Origin of the sequence: Janthinobacterium sp. JC611 (genome assembly GCF_018682595.1) — a bacterium.
Taxonomy (GTDB): domain Bacteria; phylum Pseudomonadota; class Gammaproteobacteria; order Burkholderiales; family Burkholderiaceae_D; genus Janthinobacterium.
The window spans coordinates 87,127-102,340 of sequence record NZ_JAFLJN010000014.1 but is presented as its reverse complement, the minus strand read 5'-3'; the positions used below and the strand labels follow the sequence as shown (position 1 = coordinate 102,340).

Genomic DNA, 15,214 nt, shown 5'->3' with positions numbered 1-15,214 from the left:
CACCTGCCAGCGTCACCGCCCGCGTCCCCTACGATCGACATATCTCAAGGTAGCGGCCCAGCACCTTGTCCATGCCCAACTCAAGGCATTCGACCACCAGCGCGTGGCCGATCGACACTTCCAGGATGCCGGGAATGTCCAGGAAGCGCGCCAGGTTGTGCAGGTCGAGGTCATGTCCGGCATTCACGCCCAGGTCCAACGCCTGGGCCCGCCGCGCCGCCTGCAGATAGGCATCAAACACGGCATCGGCCTGCGCACCGCCAAAACTCTCGGCAAACCGCTCCGTGTACAGCTCAACCCGCTGCGCGCCCACCTCGCATGCCCATTCCAGCGCCGGGTAGTCGGCATCGACAAACAGGCTGACGCGAATGCCCAGGTCATTCAATTGCGCAATGGCGGGACGCAGCAGCGCCGCGTGCTTTTCAATATCCCAACCGTGGTCGGACGTCAATTGCCCCGGCATGTCGGGCACCAGGGTGCACTGCGCCGGGCGCGCGCTTTTCACCACCGCCAAAAATTCCGCCGCCGGATAGCCCTCCACATTCAGTTCGCGTCCCCGCTCCGCGCACAGGCGCTGCAACGGGGCAACATCATCGTAGCGCACATGGCGCTGGTCCGGGCGCGGATGCAAGGTGATGCCAGCTGCGCCCAGATCGAGAAAGCGCGCGGAAAACGCGAGCAAGTCGGGGAAGTTGCGGCCGCGCGAATTGCGCAGCAGGGCGATTTTATTGACGTTGACGGAGAGCTGGGTCATGGGCAGGAAAGCAGTGAGGGTGATGGGTCTGGCAGCGATTGTAGCGGATCGCCCACGCAGGACATGACCAACCGAACTCAGCGCTACGTGCTACGATGCAAGACAAGTTCCACGCATTCAATACATACCATGACCTACCAGCTATTCCTGTTTGACCTGGACGATACCCTGCTCGATTTCAAGGCGTCCGAAAAACGCTCGTTCCTGCACACCATGCATGAACTGGGCTTGCGCGACGGCATCGACGGCTTGTTTTCCCAATACCAGGCGATCAACGTCGACCTGTGGAAACGTTTTGAGACGGGCGACGTGAGCAAGGATTTCCTGAAGGTGGAGCGCTTCCGCAAGACGTTTGCACTGAACGGCATCGCCATCGCCCCGGAACTGGCCAGCCGTCTGTATCTGGAATCCCTGCCGGACACGGTCGTGCTCATCGATGGCGCCAAGCAAGTGTGCGAAACGCTGTCGCGTATCGGCGAAGTGGGCATCATCACCAACGGCGTCGAAGCCATCCAGAACCGCCGCATCGCCGCATCGGGCCTGGGCGACTACATTTCCTTCGTCGCCACCTCGGAAGCGTGCGGCCACGCCAAGCCGGACGTGCGCTTCTTCGAATACGCCGCCAACATGGCGCGCGCATTCAGCAAGGATACGACCATCATCATCGGCGACCGTCTGGACGCCGACATCCTCGGCGCCAACCGCTACGGCATCGACAGTTGCTGGTTCAACCCGGACAGCATGGCCAACGCCTCGGCCGCCATTCCCACCTGTGAAGTGGCCAGCCTGCACGACATCGTGCCGGCGCTGGACGCGATGCAAGTCAAGCTGAATCAGGCTTGATCTTCCACAAGCGCACCACCTGAAATACGCCGGCAGCGGCACGAAAACACGCCGCTGTTCGCGTACCATCAGGACTCCTCCCTCCTGATGCCAGCCCATGCCTTCCTACACCATCCTGCTCGCCATCGCGGCCTTGATCCTGTTCTTTGCCATGCTGGCCGTGCGCGGGAACGCGAAGTCACGTGCGCCGCTGCGACTGCACAGAAAACCCGTCATGACGACGCGCGAGCAACAGATGTACCAGCTGCTGCAGACAGTCTTGCCGGAATGCGCGGTGCTGGCGCAAGTGGCGTTTTCCGCGCTGGTGACGGCGAAAGGATGGGCCAACAGAAACCGTTTCGACCGCAAGGTGGCCGATTTTGTTCTGTGCAACCAGCAACTGAACGTCATCGCCGTCATCGAGCTCGACGACCGCAGCCACGCCGGCCGCGAACGCCAGGACAGGGAGCGCGACGCCATGCTCAGGCTGGCAAGCTATGTGACCTTGCGCTATGCCAACGTCCCCACCCAGCAGGCGCTGCGCGCCGATGTCGAGCAACTGTTGCGGCAAAGGGGCGACGTCGTTCCAGCCTGATGACACCATCGCGTATCAATCGCGCGTCAATACTTCCAGCAACTCGATCTCGAAGACCAAATTGGAGTTTGGCGGAATCAAGCCCACCTGCCGCTCCCCATACGCCAGCGCCGCCGGCACCCACAGCTTGCGCTTGCCGCCCACCTGCATACCCTGCAAACCCAGAATCCAGCCCTGGATGACCTTATTATTGCTCAACACACAGCGGAAAGGTTCGCCCCGCTTGTGGGACGAGTCAAACTCCGTGCCATCTTCCAGCCAGCCCCGGTAGTGGGCCGTGATCAGCGCGCCGCGCGCAGCCGCCTTGCCATTACCCACCACGATATCGTCCATCTTCACTTCCGCCGTCATCTCGTTTCATCCTTCATCAAAGCGCCAAGCCGCGATTGTACGACAGCACGAAAAAAGCCCCGGCAGTTACCTGGGTAACAGGGTCAGGTCCGCCATTCAGACACAAGCCCAGCCATAGCCACTAACTGCTAATTTCGGATCTTCATTCCCATGCAACGAGTTTGCCTAAGCTTTCTATGCGTCAGGAAACAGCGGGAAGCCAGTACCAGCAAAATGTCCAGTATCGAGCCAGATGTATTGGAATGATCGAACTGTAAAGACCCAGTCAACTCCCGCTCGTTGCAATTGATCAAATGCGATGCAATGATTACGATAGAACTTCTCGCCGGGTCCGCGTGCCGCCTCATGCACGAAAGTTCGTGTGACTGCTTTATCACCGTTGATTTCGATGACGCCAGGCAATGCAAATTGTACAAAGAAGTCTTTATCTGCGCGCAGCTTCCGCAGCAAAGCGACGTTATTTTCGCTGCCCTTTGAGTGTTGGCCATGCGGGGCACTGCCGATGATGAACTCGCCATCCTCAGCCCATACGCTTCTGAACATCGAATAGTCGCATCGAGTCGCGCTGTCGGCGAAACGGGCAATGGTATTACGAATGGACGCCTCGTCCAAGAATTGCTGCAAGCGCGTTTGTTGGTCTGACATGTTTGCTCCCGGGTATTCGTCGCAATTCGACACTCCGAATTATGTCCTGTGCTTCAAGGCGTGCCATCCCCGATCGCTCCAATTATTTGCCTAATCCTGCCAATCTCTATAGTCTGTAGGTCAGAATGCGCCTCCAGGAAGGACGGAATTATGTTGAGCAAACTCATCGCCATTGCAAACCGACATGGTCACGCTGACGGCTTGCCATCGGCGCACGCGGGCCTGATCATCCGCTCGGTAGATGCGCCAACCGTCCCGGCACCGGCTCTCTTTGAACCGAAGTTCTATCTACTCTTGCAGGGTTCCAAGCGAATGACAATTGGTGGGAACACGTTCGACTGCGGAGCGGGTACATGTGCAGTGGCCTCGGTCGGGTTACCTTTCGTCAGCGCCGTGGTAACAGCAAGCAGGACGAAGCCTTACCTGAGCATTGAGCTCAAACTGGATGCGGGCATCGTCGCTGGCTTGCTTCTCGACATGCGCGAACCAAATTCTGCCGATCGGCAGGCTGGTGTGCCTTCTGGAGCCATATCAGTCGAACGGGTTGAGGAGAGCATCGTAGAGCCGTTGGGGAGACTGCTAGGACTCCTTGACACGCCCTCCGAGATTCCCGTGCTCGCCGCGCAATTTGAGCGCGAGCTCTATTATCGGTTGCTGTCGGGCCGTCTGGGAGCAAGGCTTCGACAGGTCGGCCAATGCAATGCGAGGTTCAGCCAGATCAAGCTGGCGGCAGATTGGATTGGCGCGAACGCCAACCAGCCCATGAGTGTCGAGTGGCTTGCGTCACATGTTGGAATGAGCATTACCTCATTCCACCGGCATTTCAAGGCGGTTACCGCATGCAGCCCGCTCGCCTATCAGCGGCAGATCCGGCTACTTAATGCGCGACGACGACTTGTGTCCGGTAGTGCCAACGTGACTGAAACCGCCTTCGCGAGCGGATATATGAGCGCCTCGCAATTCAGTCGTGAGTACAAAAAGGCTTTCGGTAGGTCACCGATTCGGGACGCTGTGGTACTACAGCGATGAATCGCGTGCGCCGTGCTAAGGTCTTAGCGAGGGGGCAGGGTCATGGAGGCAGGGTCAGGCTAAGCTGGCTTGCTTTGTCCGAACAACAATACCTTGCAGTAACCGTTTCGCGCATAAAAAAAGCCCCGGCAGTGGCCCGCCGGGGCTCGTCTATTGCTGCAAATTCTGGTGGGCCTCCCGTGAGTCGAACACGGCACCAACGGATTATGAGTCCTTACTGACATACAACTATGTTCAACTTTGTCTTACTTTACATAGACTTAGCAACCATCGTATAACTTTACAATACCGTTACACAACAATGCAGTTGAACCTTTGTTGACCCCGAGATGCTGAGGAAAACCTATCTACCAGCCAGCAGCACCATTCGGCCAGTTGTTAGGGAATCCCAGCTCTTGCATCAGCCCCATACCATACTTAACCTCTAAATCGATGAGTCGTTGACGAAAAGTGCTATTGAATCCAATAGAGACAAGCAAGACATGGATAACAGTAAGGGCTGCGTACACAGATTTATTGTCCACAAAATTGATGTGCTTGGCTCTCAGATTCGTTGGCGCTACACGTAGCTTCTGTCCAAGAAATCTATCGTGATGGGCCGCCATGTTACGTAATACTGTCAAGGTATGTAACCAGCTCTCAAAGACTTCAACCTGTCCTATACCAAATTTTGAGGCTATCGATTTTTTGTCTGCGGCATCGCGCAGCATTTGATAAGTTTTCGACCACATCCCTAGCGTCACACACTCGCTCATCGCCCAGCTTGGAGGCAAATATGGATCGTCGTATTCATTGTAATAGGCCTTGATGAACCGCTTGTCCCCTGATCTAGCGACCTCGCCTTCAATCTTAGAGAGCATTTGACCAACACCAAATTTTCGACCTGGCTTGAACAAGAAAGTATCCAGATACCAGTGCGGCGAATGCTTAAGGCATAAGAAATTGCACAGCGAGCTACGAATGGCAACCTCCAAACGCTCAACAGCCTCAAGAATGAAGGCTCGGATTTCGCGGTCGAATTCATATCGGTCACGGATGTTCTCGAAGGTAGTTCCGGCCTTGAACTCCTTAGTAGCCGGATCAATGAAATGGAACCAGTAACCTTTTAGTCGGTAGTGCCCGATGAAGGTGATGTACTGCTCTGCAAGCTTGGGATCGGTAACGGAAAGCTTCTGCGCAATTAGCTTCGCCAGTAAAGCGGCCGGGGTTTGCGCAGTCTTGGAAAATGTTGCCAATTAGCTTCCTGAAATAGAAAAGTCGCCTTTTGCACGACTTCTTTCGAAGACCCTCCCCGTTGAGGAGGACGTGTGGCGACTGTGTTAAAACAAGTGTACTTCTTATTGACAGCCCTGTCAATAACGATGCCAGGCGCGCCCTTGACAAATGTCTCAGTCTCTGCTTGTGGCGTTCATGACACTAGCTCCAGAGCATTACAAATCTAGATGCTCAGTGTAAGAAATTTTCAGCCTGCAGATGGATGACATCGTCGCTGGCCGGGACGGCCGGCCAAAACGCTCCTGCATGTCCCCATGACAAGAAAAGGGTTCCGCTTCGCTCCAGCCCTCGCGGGCCTCAAATCGCCCTTTTTCATGTACGCTAGTATCTAAACTCCCTGCCGACCGGCACCATGTCCAGCCACGCACGATCCTCATCGATAAAGCGGTAGAGGAGCAATTTTCCTGCCTTAGCTTCAGCAAGACCCCGAAGAGTATCCTTCACGAACTGCGGTCTCAACTTTCGACGCATCGCAAGATGCTTTTTCCTAGCACGATTTTTCATACTAAAATCCTTGTTCAAAGCTGAAATTCACCAGAAAAAAAACTCCAGCATGTCCAAACGTCAAACCGCAAAATTGGTCATGCGCAACGATGTGCGAGATCCCCGCAAAAAAACCGACTAGTAACTTGGGCTACGATCAAGGTCACTGAGAACCATATTGAGGTCGCGCAAAAACCCAGGCAACGGCCAAGTCTGAAGGACTTTGTCAACATCGTGCTTTGCTACTAGCCAATATACAAACAGCACAATCGGCTGAGAAAATAGCCCAACAGATGCCGATCGAGATTGAATCTTTGGAACCAAATAGCTTTTAGATTGAATGAATTCCTTGATGTCCGCAACCACTCCCTGAGTCAGCATTTCTCCGTATTCTTCAAGAACACATAGATTGCTTCTCAAATCTGGACGCATATACTCAACGCCAATGAGAGAGCGAAATAGTTGCCGTAAATCTTCGTAAATTTCATCTCGTGGACGACCCGCCTCAGCCAGAAGCGCCATCGTCTTACAGAACAATTCGTCTGTGGTTTCCATGAGTGCCATACTCTTGGCGACTTGTCGCTCAGCCATCGGTGGCACAACGCCATTAGGCTTGTATATGCTGTCGTGGACCAATTCAGCATATGCATGTTGAAGCAACGTTCTGACCTGAACCTCACAACAAACAGTCGAAGGTACAACAACTCCGTCTATTTCAACATCCTTTAAGGGGCGAACTTCAAAATGCTGAGACTGGTAATCAAATGTCTTTGGATTTTTCCGTATTTCATCAGCGATATCCTTCGAAACTTGCGCTTTCCAACCAGCATTCCCGAGTACGACATTGCTGACCTCGTGAACGTGATCCGCTAGCAAAAAAACGAACCTTGCTCCAACCAAATCAGTCATTTGAGCCACTGGATCAGAGTAGCCCTTGCGACCAACCTTATGCAAAGCCGACTCTATTTCCTTAACTCGTGGGACCACAGGAATTCGGACATAGAAGGCAGGATTACTCACAGCAATAGACTTGATAGCACAGCTAATTTCTTGAGCAACAAATTTCCCCCAAGCATTAAATACCGCCTGGTTTTCCTCAAGATAAGTGCGAAATTCCACGAGATTCATTTCATTCTTGGCCTTGCAACACACCTTTGATACGGATCAGGCTAACGCCCTCCTCACCACTATCTTCAATCTGCATGTAATCCTCAGTTCGCTCCGGCGGTGTTGAGATAAAAATCCCATTTGAAAAGACGAAACGACGACGGCGCCGCAGCTTGCTCTTAATGTAGTCATTGTCTTTACTTACAGAGTTCTGCGGGAAGCCTCTAGTTTGCATGAATCCTTCGTATTCTTGGCGCGCAGTATCCGGCAAGTGACGAACCGCAAACGTGGCAACGCTAAGTGTGGCCTCTTGGCTACGCATCTCAGAACGCAAAGCCTCGTGAAGCTCAAATTTTTTCTCGCTCTCCAGACGGCTGGTATCGATAAAATTACGTGTCAACTCAAAGAAATCTTGCGTAAGTTTTTTGGCAGACGCTTGAATATCCATCCCTAAAAAGATTCGATAGAAGAATGCCGCAGCAGCACGAGTTTCCGTCGCAGTCATCAAGTGATCGAACAAAAATGCCCTAAAATTTGCGGCACTGTACTGCCCGCCGACGGCAGAGGCGCTGACCAGTTCGGTAAGTAATCCAATTTTGTACAGCCGTTGAGTTCCGGTAAGCACAAGCTCAGCGATATATTCCATATCGACCTGATCATCAGATTCATTGGCCTTAAATCCGTCTTGCGGTTCTGCTTTGATAACGCCGATAAACGGTTTTGCTCCAGTGCCAAGTCGTCCACCAATAATTGCCAACATACCGCCTGGCGAACTAGTGGTGAGTTGAGATTTATGAAGGCTAAGCGCCAAAATCTTAGATGCTTCAACAAACTCAAGTTCAGTAGCGCCCATCATGCTAGCGGCAACCTGGAAAAAGCTAGGCGGAGTCGTCTCGTGTATCGACATTTCGATACCGTGGGACTTGCTTCCCAAAGCTTTCTGAAGACGCAGTTGAAGGGCATCAAGTGCCTCCTGCCCAAGTCGAATAATGTTGGAGCTAACCTTGGGGTCACGCCGTGCCTTGTCAGGCCCTCTATCGTAGACACGATGAACAATGATGCGTTCAATCGTTAACCCTTCAAAGCTGAACTGTGCGTTGTTCAGAACGTTTGAACCATCCATGACTTCTCCTAAACTCGACTTGTTTTATTAACACTTGGAAACAAGCAGTCTAGCAGAATGCTAGGAATCATCTTCCTTCGCATTTCCACCGTTGGAAATCGATATGATTTTCTTGTCTTAGCTTCAGCAACAAGGAAGATTTAGCGTTGTCCTCGGCCAAACCAGTCAAAGGCAAAAGTCTGGGTCAAACCTCGAAGTGAAAATCTACAATCCACTACGACGGCCGTGCTCCCCCTCGCCAAACCTGTTAGTTGAACATGTATTTGCTGAAGTATTCAAGGTTCGACCCATGAAATCAGAAATTTTGGTGAAGTGTTCGAGGCTCGACCCATAAAAATCAAAAATTTTAGCGGCTAAAAAAAGACCTGTCACCTCACGTGTTTAAGGACTAATTTTGGAAACCTGCAACAGCAACAGTAGCTCTGTGCGTGCATCGCTCTCGCTCGACGTTTGCAGGAACTTAGGTAAGAACGATAGCCTGGACGTGCTCCTACTGGTCTTTTCCTGAGTCAAACCACCAAGCATAATTAACTCGCCATCGCTGGCCGTCACCGTGGTGGAAAGGGATCGTTTGGTAAGCGTAGGTGAATTGTTGACGCCAGTTTCAGTGCGGGCAAAGTCGCTAATCTGCTGGTCCACTAAAAGCTCCACACCTTCCTGCCGCACAGTCGGCAACAATCCAAGAATTACACCGGACGACCTGTACTCAATGGATTGAATAGCCTGTCCGCTGCCCTGCGGCATTGTGACTGCGCCCAGCGTAGGCACGTCCTGGCCAACCACTAAACGGGCCTGCTGGCCGGACTTGACGCGCACGCGAGGTGTGCTTACAGCCTTGAACCGCGAATCAGCCGATAACGCTGAGAATGCTGCCTCAATGTTAGCACTGCGGATAGTCACTGCGTTGGCCAGCGCGGAAGGCGAACCCACGGAAACGCCTAGCTTACCGCCAAGTACACTCGCCACCAACGAAAACGCCGTGCCGTCCGCCTTACCAGTCGTGACCTCGACCACCACCGCTTTAATGATCACCTCACCGGCGGCAACGTCAACCTGCGGCAGCAGCTTTTCCAACGTAGCTATCTCCTTAGCAGTGCCATTGAAAATCAACGTGTCGGCGTCCTGATCAATCAGCGACGCAGCCGAACCGGAGGGGATAGGCGACGCAGGACCGGCGGCGCTGATATTGATCTTGTCATGCGCAGGCGCACGAATGCTGCGGTTCAACGCGAAGCCGCCGGACTGGAACAGCGGCGACAGCATCTCAACCAAATAGGATAATAGCTCGGAAAGATAAGAAGCAACAGGGTCTAACTGAAACCCCGTTCCTGGGCATAGATCCGCGAACACGCCACCAGGACAATGCCGATTTGTTCTATGAACCGCAAGAAGCAATCCGACAAAAGTTTGCAAGAAGCGTGCTCAACATTGCGCCCTCATCATTAACCGACGAGCAAGTTGAAACAATCGCCAAATTGTCTCTTGCGGAAGTTGACGATTACTTAGCTCATCACGGAATTGACAGGCGCCAGATCTTCCCTTTTAAGGCCGGTGTGATCCGATACAGCGAAGGCGGATTAACGCAGGAAGAAGCTGCTCGTTTTGCGGAGCAAATTAAGCAACTACGAAAAATGGACTCATGACAATCAAGCCAGTAAAAACAGGTTGGCAGGTAAATATTCAGCCAGGGGGACGTGCTGGAAAACGACTTAAGAAAACCTTTCCGAGCAAAGCAGAGGCCATAGCGTGGGAACGGCACATACAGGCACGAGTGCAAGAAACGCCAGAATGGGCTCCTCCGAAGAAAGACGCTCGGAGGGTTTCTGATCTCGTCGACGTATGGCACCAGCACCACGGTTCTGGCCTGAAAGATGGCGCGGGACGGAAGCGCATCTTGCTGGTGATGTGTGAAGCTATGGGAAATCCGCGTGCCGATCAATTTACACCCGACCAATTTGCTGAATATCGGATGAAACGCATGGCGGCCGGCATCACTGCTAACACAATGAACCGTGAGCAAGCGTATCTAAGGGCTGTATTCAATGAAACGATCAGACTCGGCCACTGGAAAAAGGAAAACCCGCTGACTAAATTGCGCGCCTTCAAGATTCAGGAAAAAGAGCTGTCATATCTGGAACATGACCAGATCATCACCCTGCTAGCACAGCTGGATAAATCTACAAATGCGCACGTTTCGCTGGTCACAAAAGTATGCTTGGCGACCGGTGCGCGTTGGGGTGAGTCAGAAGGTCTGCGCGCTACTCAGATACGGAACGGCTTGATTCAGTTCGTACAAACCAAATCGAGCAAGGCGCGAGCGGTTCCAATCACCGACGAACTTGAGAAAGCACTCAAAGCACACCACAAAGACGCAGGCGACGGCGAGCGGCTTTTCACTACTGCTTATGCCGCATTTCGGGAAGGACTGAATCAGGCAAAACTAAAGTTGTCGGTAGGCCAGCTAACGCATATCTTGCGCCATACGTTTGCGAGCCATTTCATGATGAATGGCGGAAATATCTTAGCCCTGCAAAAAGTCTTGGGGCATCACAGCTTAACGATGACGATGCGGTACGCTCACCTGTCACCCGAACACTTACAAGAGACCCGCCACCTCAATCCGCTGGCACGACTAAATCTCTGTTGAACTTCTGTTGAACCTTTGATGAACGCCAGATAAAAAAAGGGGCTACGCAATCGCGCAACCCCTTGTTTTTACTGCAAATTCTGGTGGGCCTCCCGTGAGTCGAACACGGCACCAACGGATTATGAGACACATGCTCGACAGAATTCACGACGCTATACTGCAGTTCAAATTACTTTTTTCACCAGGCACTCTGTACAGCCAGTCCTAAAACACGGCACCTGATCGCTTGATGAACTCTAAAAAGCTAATGCACTCAACGCGCACTTCTTGCATCTTGCAAACAGCTGGAATCTTGTAATTTGCCATGAGCTTAGGCAATCCAGCTTGTACTCGTTCATCAGACACTAAGATCGCCTGCGACGCCTTGGCAGTCGCAATAATAAACAGGTCATTCTCACCGACTCCACTGCCATACTTATCATCAAGTATGCCTAAGAGCCTCTTTATACGCATGGCATCGAGCAAAATTTCATTCGTCATGGCAATGCGATTCAAGCCACTGTCATTTAGCCATCCAGCACATTCATCCGCTGGGTGCTCAACCTCAGCAAAGGCGACAGCAGGCATCTGGATGTGCCCCTGATTAATTCCGTCGCGAATCCATGACCATAGGCCAGGAAATTGACTCACAGGATAGTTGTCCCATGCATAGATAATAGAAGAGGCATCAAAGACCAGCATAGTGCCTTTCTAACTGGTGTAGATCGGTAATTTTTAATCCATCGAGATATCGGCTAGCCTTGGCAAGAGTGATGTAGCGACCGTTTAATGCTCCCAGCACCGTGCGAACAAAAGGGTCACCGAAAATATGCTTCGGCTCTCTGTTCCTAAAAGCACGCGATCCGCCATCTTTCTGCTCAATGTGAAGCGCAGCACGCCACGCACGATACGCCACATAATTATGCCGAGGCAGACGTCCACAGTCTAATAGACGACGAAGCACGACCTCAGTACTTACACCCCAAGCTTTCCGACACCAGTCAAGCCAGTCGTCGTACTGATCTACATCTGCTGGCCGCGTATTGTCGTTCACGCGGAGTAAGAACTCATCCGGCACTAGCACTAAACCTGCAAACAGGTTCGCATCACGTTCGTGCCCCTGATGCGAATTCATGTCCGCTTCATCATCAATGGAACTTGTTCTATGAAGCAGAAGATGCCCGAGTTCATGCATAAGGGTAAACGACTGCTGAGTCTCCCACTGAAGTTTTTTTACAACTATGACGGGACAAACTTCATCGTACAAAGTAAAGCCCAAAATAGGACTATCTTTAGCTATCTGCCACCTACCGTTATAGCCGTTACTTCGAAAAACCAAGACACCCTTGTCCTCAATAGCTGCGCGATAACTGTCAAAGTCGTTCCTGTCGCTCAACCCAAGCCATTTTCGAGCAATGGCAGCTGCGGCACGGGGGTCAGCGGCAGGGAAATCAGGAGGGACAAATGCAGGCAAGTCAGGGTCATCCAACTCTTCTTTTAGTGCCAAAAATACCGCTCTCTGCTTCTCTACCCGCTCAATTAAGCCTCGAACCTTCACCGACAATTCTGGCTTCTGATTCGCAAGTGTTCTGAAAGCAGGCGTATGTACGCTCTCGGCACGTACAGGCTCATCTTCCAAGAAGAACAACACCCCACGCCCAAAATACTCGGCAACGTTCGTCAACTGCTTGAAGGTAAGCCCCACTTCACCAAGAGCAACTTTCTCTAGTGTCGCGACAGCAATGCCAACCTCAGCAGCAAGGTCGTCCAGCGTCATGCCGTAGTCGGCACAACACCAGGTGAGTCGCTGCGAGTTGATGAATATTCGTTCCATAAGAAGGATTATACATATATGAGCAAGGGTTCTTTTTTTTGGAAGAAAATGCCACCAAACGACAGCCTAACTCAACGCGTTAAGGTAGGTAGTGAGTCGGCGTAAGAAGCCAGATGAGATGCGGAAAAATGAGCATATCGCCTAACCATTTGAGCACTTTCCCAACCGCCAAGTTCCTGCAAAACGTTCAAAGGTGTGCCGTGTTGAACATGCCAGCTAGCCCACGTGTGACGCAAATCATGCCACCTGAAATCCTCAATCCCACACCTCTTGAGAGCCTTATACCAAGCAGCGGTAGTAACCTGCGCCACAGGTTCACCCTTATAGCTAAAAACTCGTACAGGATGCTTCCCAATCTGCAAGAACACGATACGAAGGGCATCGACGTTCAGAGGAACTGCGATAGCCTTTCGAGTCTTAGACTGATCTGGATGTATCCATGCAACTCTACGGGGTAAATCAACTTGCGACCAGCAAAGTCCAGTGACGTTGCTCTTACGAAGCCCTGTCGCCAATGAAAAGGCCGTCATCTCAGCAAGGTGAGCGGGAAGTTGCAACAACAAAGACTCTGCCTGAGCCTTCGTAAGGTAGCGCACGCGCCGTACTGGTTCACGCAAAAGCCGAACCTTAGGCACTACTGGCAACCACTCCCAATCTACAGAAGCACGAATAAGGATAGAGCGTAGCAACGCGAGCATTCGATTAACTGTACCGTTTGCAGCACCAGAGGCAATTTTTTGGTGCGTCAGCGAATCGACTACAGTGCGCGTAATCTCGCATATCGGAAGACCAGCTAGACGGGTATCTAACCAACGAATGATGCATTGATCTGACTTCAAAGAAGCTTTGTCAGCCTTCTCGATTAACCACCGGGCGACGGCATCATCCCAAGTCTTCTGCATGCCACCATCCACCGGAAAAACCAACTGCGACGACTCCGAAACTCCCATAGCCAGGTAACTCCAAATGTTGCATTAAATAAACTATACAACATTCAAAACGGACACTCATGCACGACATCAGGTAGACCCGGAGCAGTCGCAAGGTAGACGACGCCAAGGCCATTGTTGCACCACGTCTGCAATCCGTCCATGCAATGCCCTTCAATCGCACGGAAAGCGGCCTGCGCGGCGCCAAGCATCGACGTGCAACCCAACAAGCGCCAAGAGTGGACTTCGGGCACCACAATGCCCTTAGAGCGGAAATAGCGTTTTTGATCGAGCGCCCTACACTGCATTTCCTTGCCGCAGTACTTGGCAATATAGCTGGCAATTTTGTGCGCGCCAGTGACACCAAAGCCGAAGCGATGCGGATCGCGGACGTTGACTTGCCCCATTTGCTCGCCGTTCGGCCCACGGCCCAAAACGCTTTGCCAGATCGAGCGCAAGAGCGCATACATTTGCCGACCGGCCACCGCCACATGGAAGTGCAGCGCGCCGCGCTCTTGTTCCTCGATGACTGCGACATAGTGAAATTGCTTGTGCTTGCCGAGCTTGCGGCAGAATGCTTTCCAGTGCTTGAGTGCTGTCTCACGATCCACCATATTTTCTCGATACGTCAGCGTGACCATGCGATCAGCGCCGATCTGTTTGCAGCAGTGTTTGACGTTCTTTTTCGCACGGCGGCCAGCATCATCATCGTTTGCTTCGCGGTTCTCGGACTCGCCGCGTTTGGCTTTCGTTTTGAGCAGCCTAGCCGGGCCTACAAAGTGCCGTTCCTTGGTTACTGTCACTTCGCACTGCCCGTCCGGAAAAACGCGCTTACGGGCCGTATAGTTGTCGTTCCATGTGTTCTTGATTCCTTCGTCATCCCACCAGTCGGGGCGATGTTGCGTAGATGGCTCGACAGGAGAGAAATCAATTGACGCTAAAGCGTTTTCATAATCTAATTCGGTCATTCGGTACTCCTGTAACGGCAGGTTTATCGAAGGCCCCGGGCATTTAGTAGATGCCTGGGGCTTTTTTTTGTCCATCAAAAACTGGTCTTAAATCCTGTACTGCAATTGCCCGTAACTGCGATTTCTACTGCTGTGTTCTTAAGTGTCCCTAATACAAGTTTAGCGGCGCTTCGCGCCGCCACCCGCGCTGCGCGCAGATAGCGGCACCAAGCTTTCCGCTACCGTTTGCGCAGCAATTGCTGACGCAATAATTTCTCTATCACCTGATCCGGCGTAATGTCCTTGAAGCGGATATACGCCTTCAATCCTTCCAGCACCTGCGCATCCACATGCACCGTCAAAAATGCCTTGCCATCGTCACGCAAGCGATCCCTACGCTCTTTTTGCCGCTGTGCACTAGTCTTTGCCGCACCAGTTGCCGGACGCCCCCTGCCGCGTTTAATCGGGCCGAGCAGATCAATCATCTTGTCATCCTCAAGCTGTTTCATGTGCATACTTTCAAAACGGTTTTTCAGAGTGGGCTGCACTGGCCAACGTGCAGCGACGAGGCACTAAGCGAGGCAGCGGACTACCCGCTAAAACTTTGAAAACGTGTCGCTCCTCGCTCCGATGCGCATGGGCCGTCTGATGCCATCACCCCAAAATCCAACGCCGACTTCGATATGCCCTCAAA

17 protein-coding genes are annotated in these 15,214 nt (G+C 52.4%); 5 read left to right on the top strand and 12 right to left on the bottom strand.

Going from position 1 to position 15,214, the window contains the following annotated elements:
* Window positions 1-28 precede the first annotated feature (28 nt).
* Window positions 29-754, bottom strand: a complete 726-nt coding sequence (locus tag J0O65_RS09740; RefSeq protein WP_215406290.1) for a pyridoxine 5'-phosphate synthase — start codon at window positions 752-754, stop codon at window positions 29-31.
* A 129-nt stretch (window positions 755-883) separates the two neighbouring features.
* Between J0O65_RS09740 and J0O65_RS09735 the strand changes: the two genes are divergently transcribed.
* Together J0O65_RS09735 and J0O65_RS09730 are read left to right on the top strand one after the other, a co-directional pair.
* Window positions 884-1,597 (top strand): YjjG family noncanonical pyrimidine nucleotidase, encoded by a 714-nt coding sequence (locus J0O65_RS09735; RefSeq protein WP_215406288.1) that lies wholly within the window; start codon window positions 884-886, stop codon window positions 1,595-1,597.
* Between the two features lie 97 nt (window positions 1,598-1,694).
* A complete protein-coding gene (locus tag J0O65_RS09730; protein WP_215406286.1) occupies window positions 1,695-2,171 on the top strand; it encodes a DUF2726 domain-containing protein in 477 nt (158 codons plus the stop codon).
* 15 nt (window positions 2,172-2,186) lie between these two features.
* On the opposite strand, the gene J0O65_RS09725 is transcribed toward J0O65_RS09730, so the two are convergent.
* Both J0O65_RS09725 and J0O65_RS09720 read right to left on the bottom strand, forming a co-directional pair.
* Window positions 2,187-2,522: an FKBP-type peptidyl-prolyl cis-trans isomerase gene (locus J0O65_RS09725; protein ID WP_215406284.1), complete on the bottom strand. Its 336-nt coding sequence runs from the start codon at window positions 2,520-2,522 to the stop codon at window positions 2,187-2,189.
* 174 nt (window positions 2,523-2,696) lie between these two features.
* Window positions 2,697-3,167, bottom strand: coding sequence for a nuclear transport factor 2 family protein (locus J0O65_RS09720; RefSeq protein ID WP_215406282.1), 471 nt, complete (start codon window positions 3,165-3,167; stop codon window positions 2,697-2,699).
* 150 nt (window positions 3,168-3,317) lie between these two features.
* Here J0O65_RS09720 and J0O65_RS09715 point away from each other — a divergent pair, with 150 nt between their 5' ends.
* The gene (locus J0O65_RS09715) at window positions 3,318-4,196 is read left to right on the top strand and encodes an AraC family transcriptional regulator (RefSeq protein ID WP_215406280.1); all 879 of its coding nucleotides are present in this window, start codon (window positions 3,318-3,320) and stop codon (window positions 4,194-4,196) included.
* 347 nt (window positions 4,197-4,543) lie between these two features.
* Here the strand turns inward: J0O65_RS09715 and J0O65_RS09710 are convergent, their stop codons facing one another.
* From J0O65_RS09710 to J0O65_RS09695, 4 genes are all read right to left on the bottom strand, one after another.
* Complete coding sequence (locus J0O65_RS09710) at window positions 4,544-5,431, bottom strand: Abi family protein (RefSeq protein WP_215406278.1); 888 nt, start codon at window positions 5,429-5,431, stop codon at window positions 4,544-4,546.
* Window positions 5,432-6,092: 661 nt separating this feature from the next.
* A complete protein-coding gene (locus J0O65_RS09705) occupies window positions 6,093-7,082 on the bottom strand; it encodes a GTP pyrophosphokinase (RefSeq protein ID WP_215406276.1) in 990 nt (329 codons plus the stop codon).
* A gap of 1 nt (window position 7,083) precedes the next feature.
* On the bottom strand, window positions 7,084-8,184 hold the full coding sequence (locus tag J0O65_RS09700; protein ID WP_215406274.1) for a nucleoid-associated protein: 1,101 nt from the start codon (window positions 8,182-8,184) through the stop codon (window positions 7,084-7,086).
* Window positions 8,185-8,565: 381 nt separating this feature from the next.
* Window positions 8,566-9,597, bottom strand: a complete 1,032-nt coding sequence (locus J0O65_RS09695) for a type II secretion system protein GspD (protein WP_215406272.1) — start codon at window positions 9,595-9,597, stop codon at window positions 8,566-8,568.
* A gap of 5 nt (window positions 9,598-9,602) precedes the next feature.
* Between J0O65_RS09695 and J0O65_RS09690 the strand changes: the two genes are divergently transcribed.
* Both J0O65_RS09690 and J0O65_RS09685 read left to right on the top strand, forming a co-directional pair.
* Window positions 9,603-9,827 carry a hypothetical protein gene (locus tag J0O65_RS09690; protein WP_215406270.1) on the top strand — a complete coding sequence of 75 codons (225 nt, stop codon included), beginning with the start codon at window positions 9,603-9,605 and terminating at the stop codon, window positions 9,825-9,827.
* Window positions 9,824-10,831, top strand: coding sequence for a phage integrase (locus tag J0O65_RS09685; protein ID WP_215406268.1), 1,008 nt, complete (start codon window positions 9,824-9,826; stop codon window positions 10,829-10,831). Before J0O65_RS09690 ends, J0O65_RS09685 begins: the two co-directional genes overlap by 4 nt.
* 204 nt (window positions 10,832-11,035) lie before the next feature.
* Here J0O65_RS09685 and J0O65_RS09680 read toward each other — a convergent pair whose 3' ends face one another.
* The 5 genes from J0O65_RS09680 to J0O65_RS09660 form a co-directional block, all read right to left on the bottom strand.
* Complete coding sequence (locus J0O65_RS09680) at window positions 11,036-11,512, bottom strand: DUF4411 family protein (protein ID WP_215406266.1); 477 nt, start codon at window positions 11,510-11,512, stop codon at window positions 11,036-11,038.
* A complete protein-coding gene (locus tag J0O65_RS09675; protein WP_251373623.1) occupies window positions 11,499-12,587 on the bottom strand; it encodes an ImmA/IrrE family metallo-endopeptidase in 1,089 nt (362 codons plus the stop codon). Before J0O65_RS09675 ends, J0O65_RS09680 begins: the two co-directional genes overlap by 14 nt.
* 128 nt (window positions 12,588-12,715) lie before the next feature.
* Entirely contained in the window at window positions 12,716-13,546 is an 831-nt protein-coding gene (locus J0O65_RS09670) for a tyrosine-type recombinase/integrase (RefSeq protein WP_215406262.1), read from the bottom strand.
* Between the two features lie 92 nt (window positions 13,547-13,638).
* The gene (locus J0O65_RS09665; protein ID WP_215406260.1) at window positions 13,639-14,541 is read right to left on the bottom strand and encodes a rolling circle replication-associated protein; all 903 of its coding nucleotides are present in this window, start codon (window positions 14,539-14,541) and stop codon (window positions 13,639-13,641) included.
* 218 nt (window positions 14,542-14,759) lie between these two features.
* Window positions 14,760-15,029 (bottom strand): hypothetical protein, encoded by a 270-nt coding sequence (locus J0O65_RS09660; RefSeq protein ID WP_139248417.1) that lies wholly within the window; start codon window positions 15,027-15,029, stop codon window positions 14,760-14,762.
* Window positions 15,030-15,214: the final 185 nt, after the last annotated feature.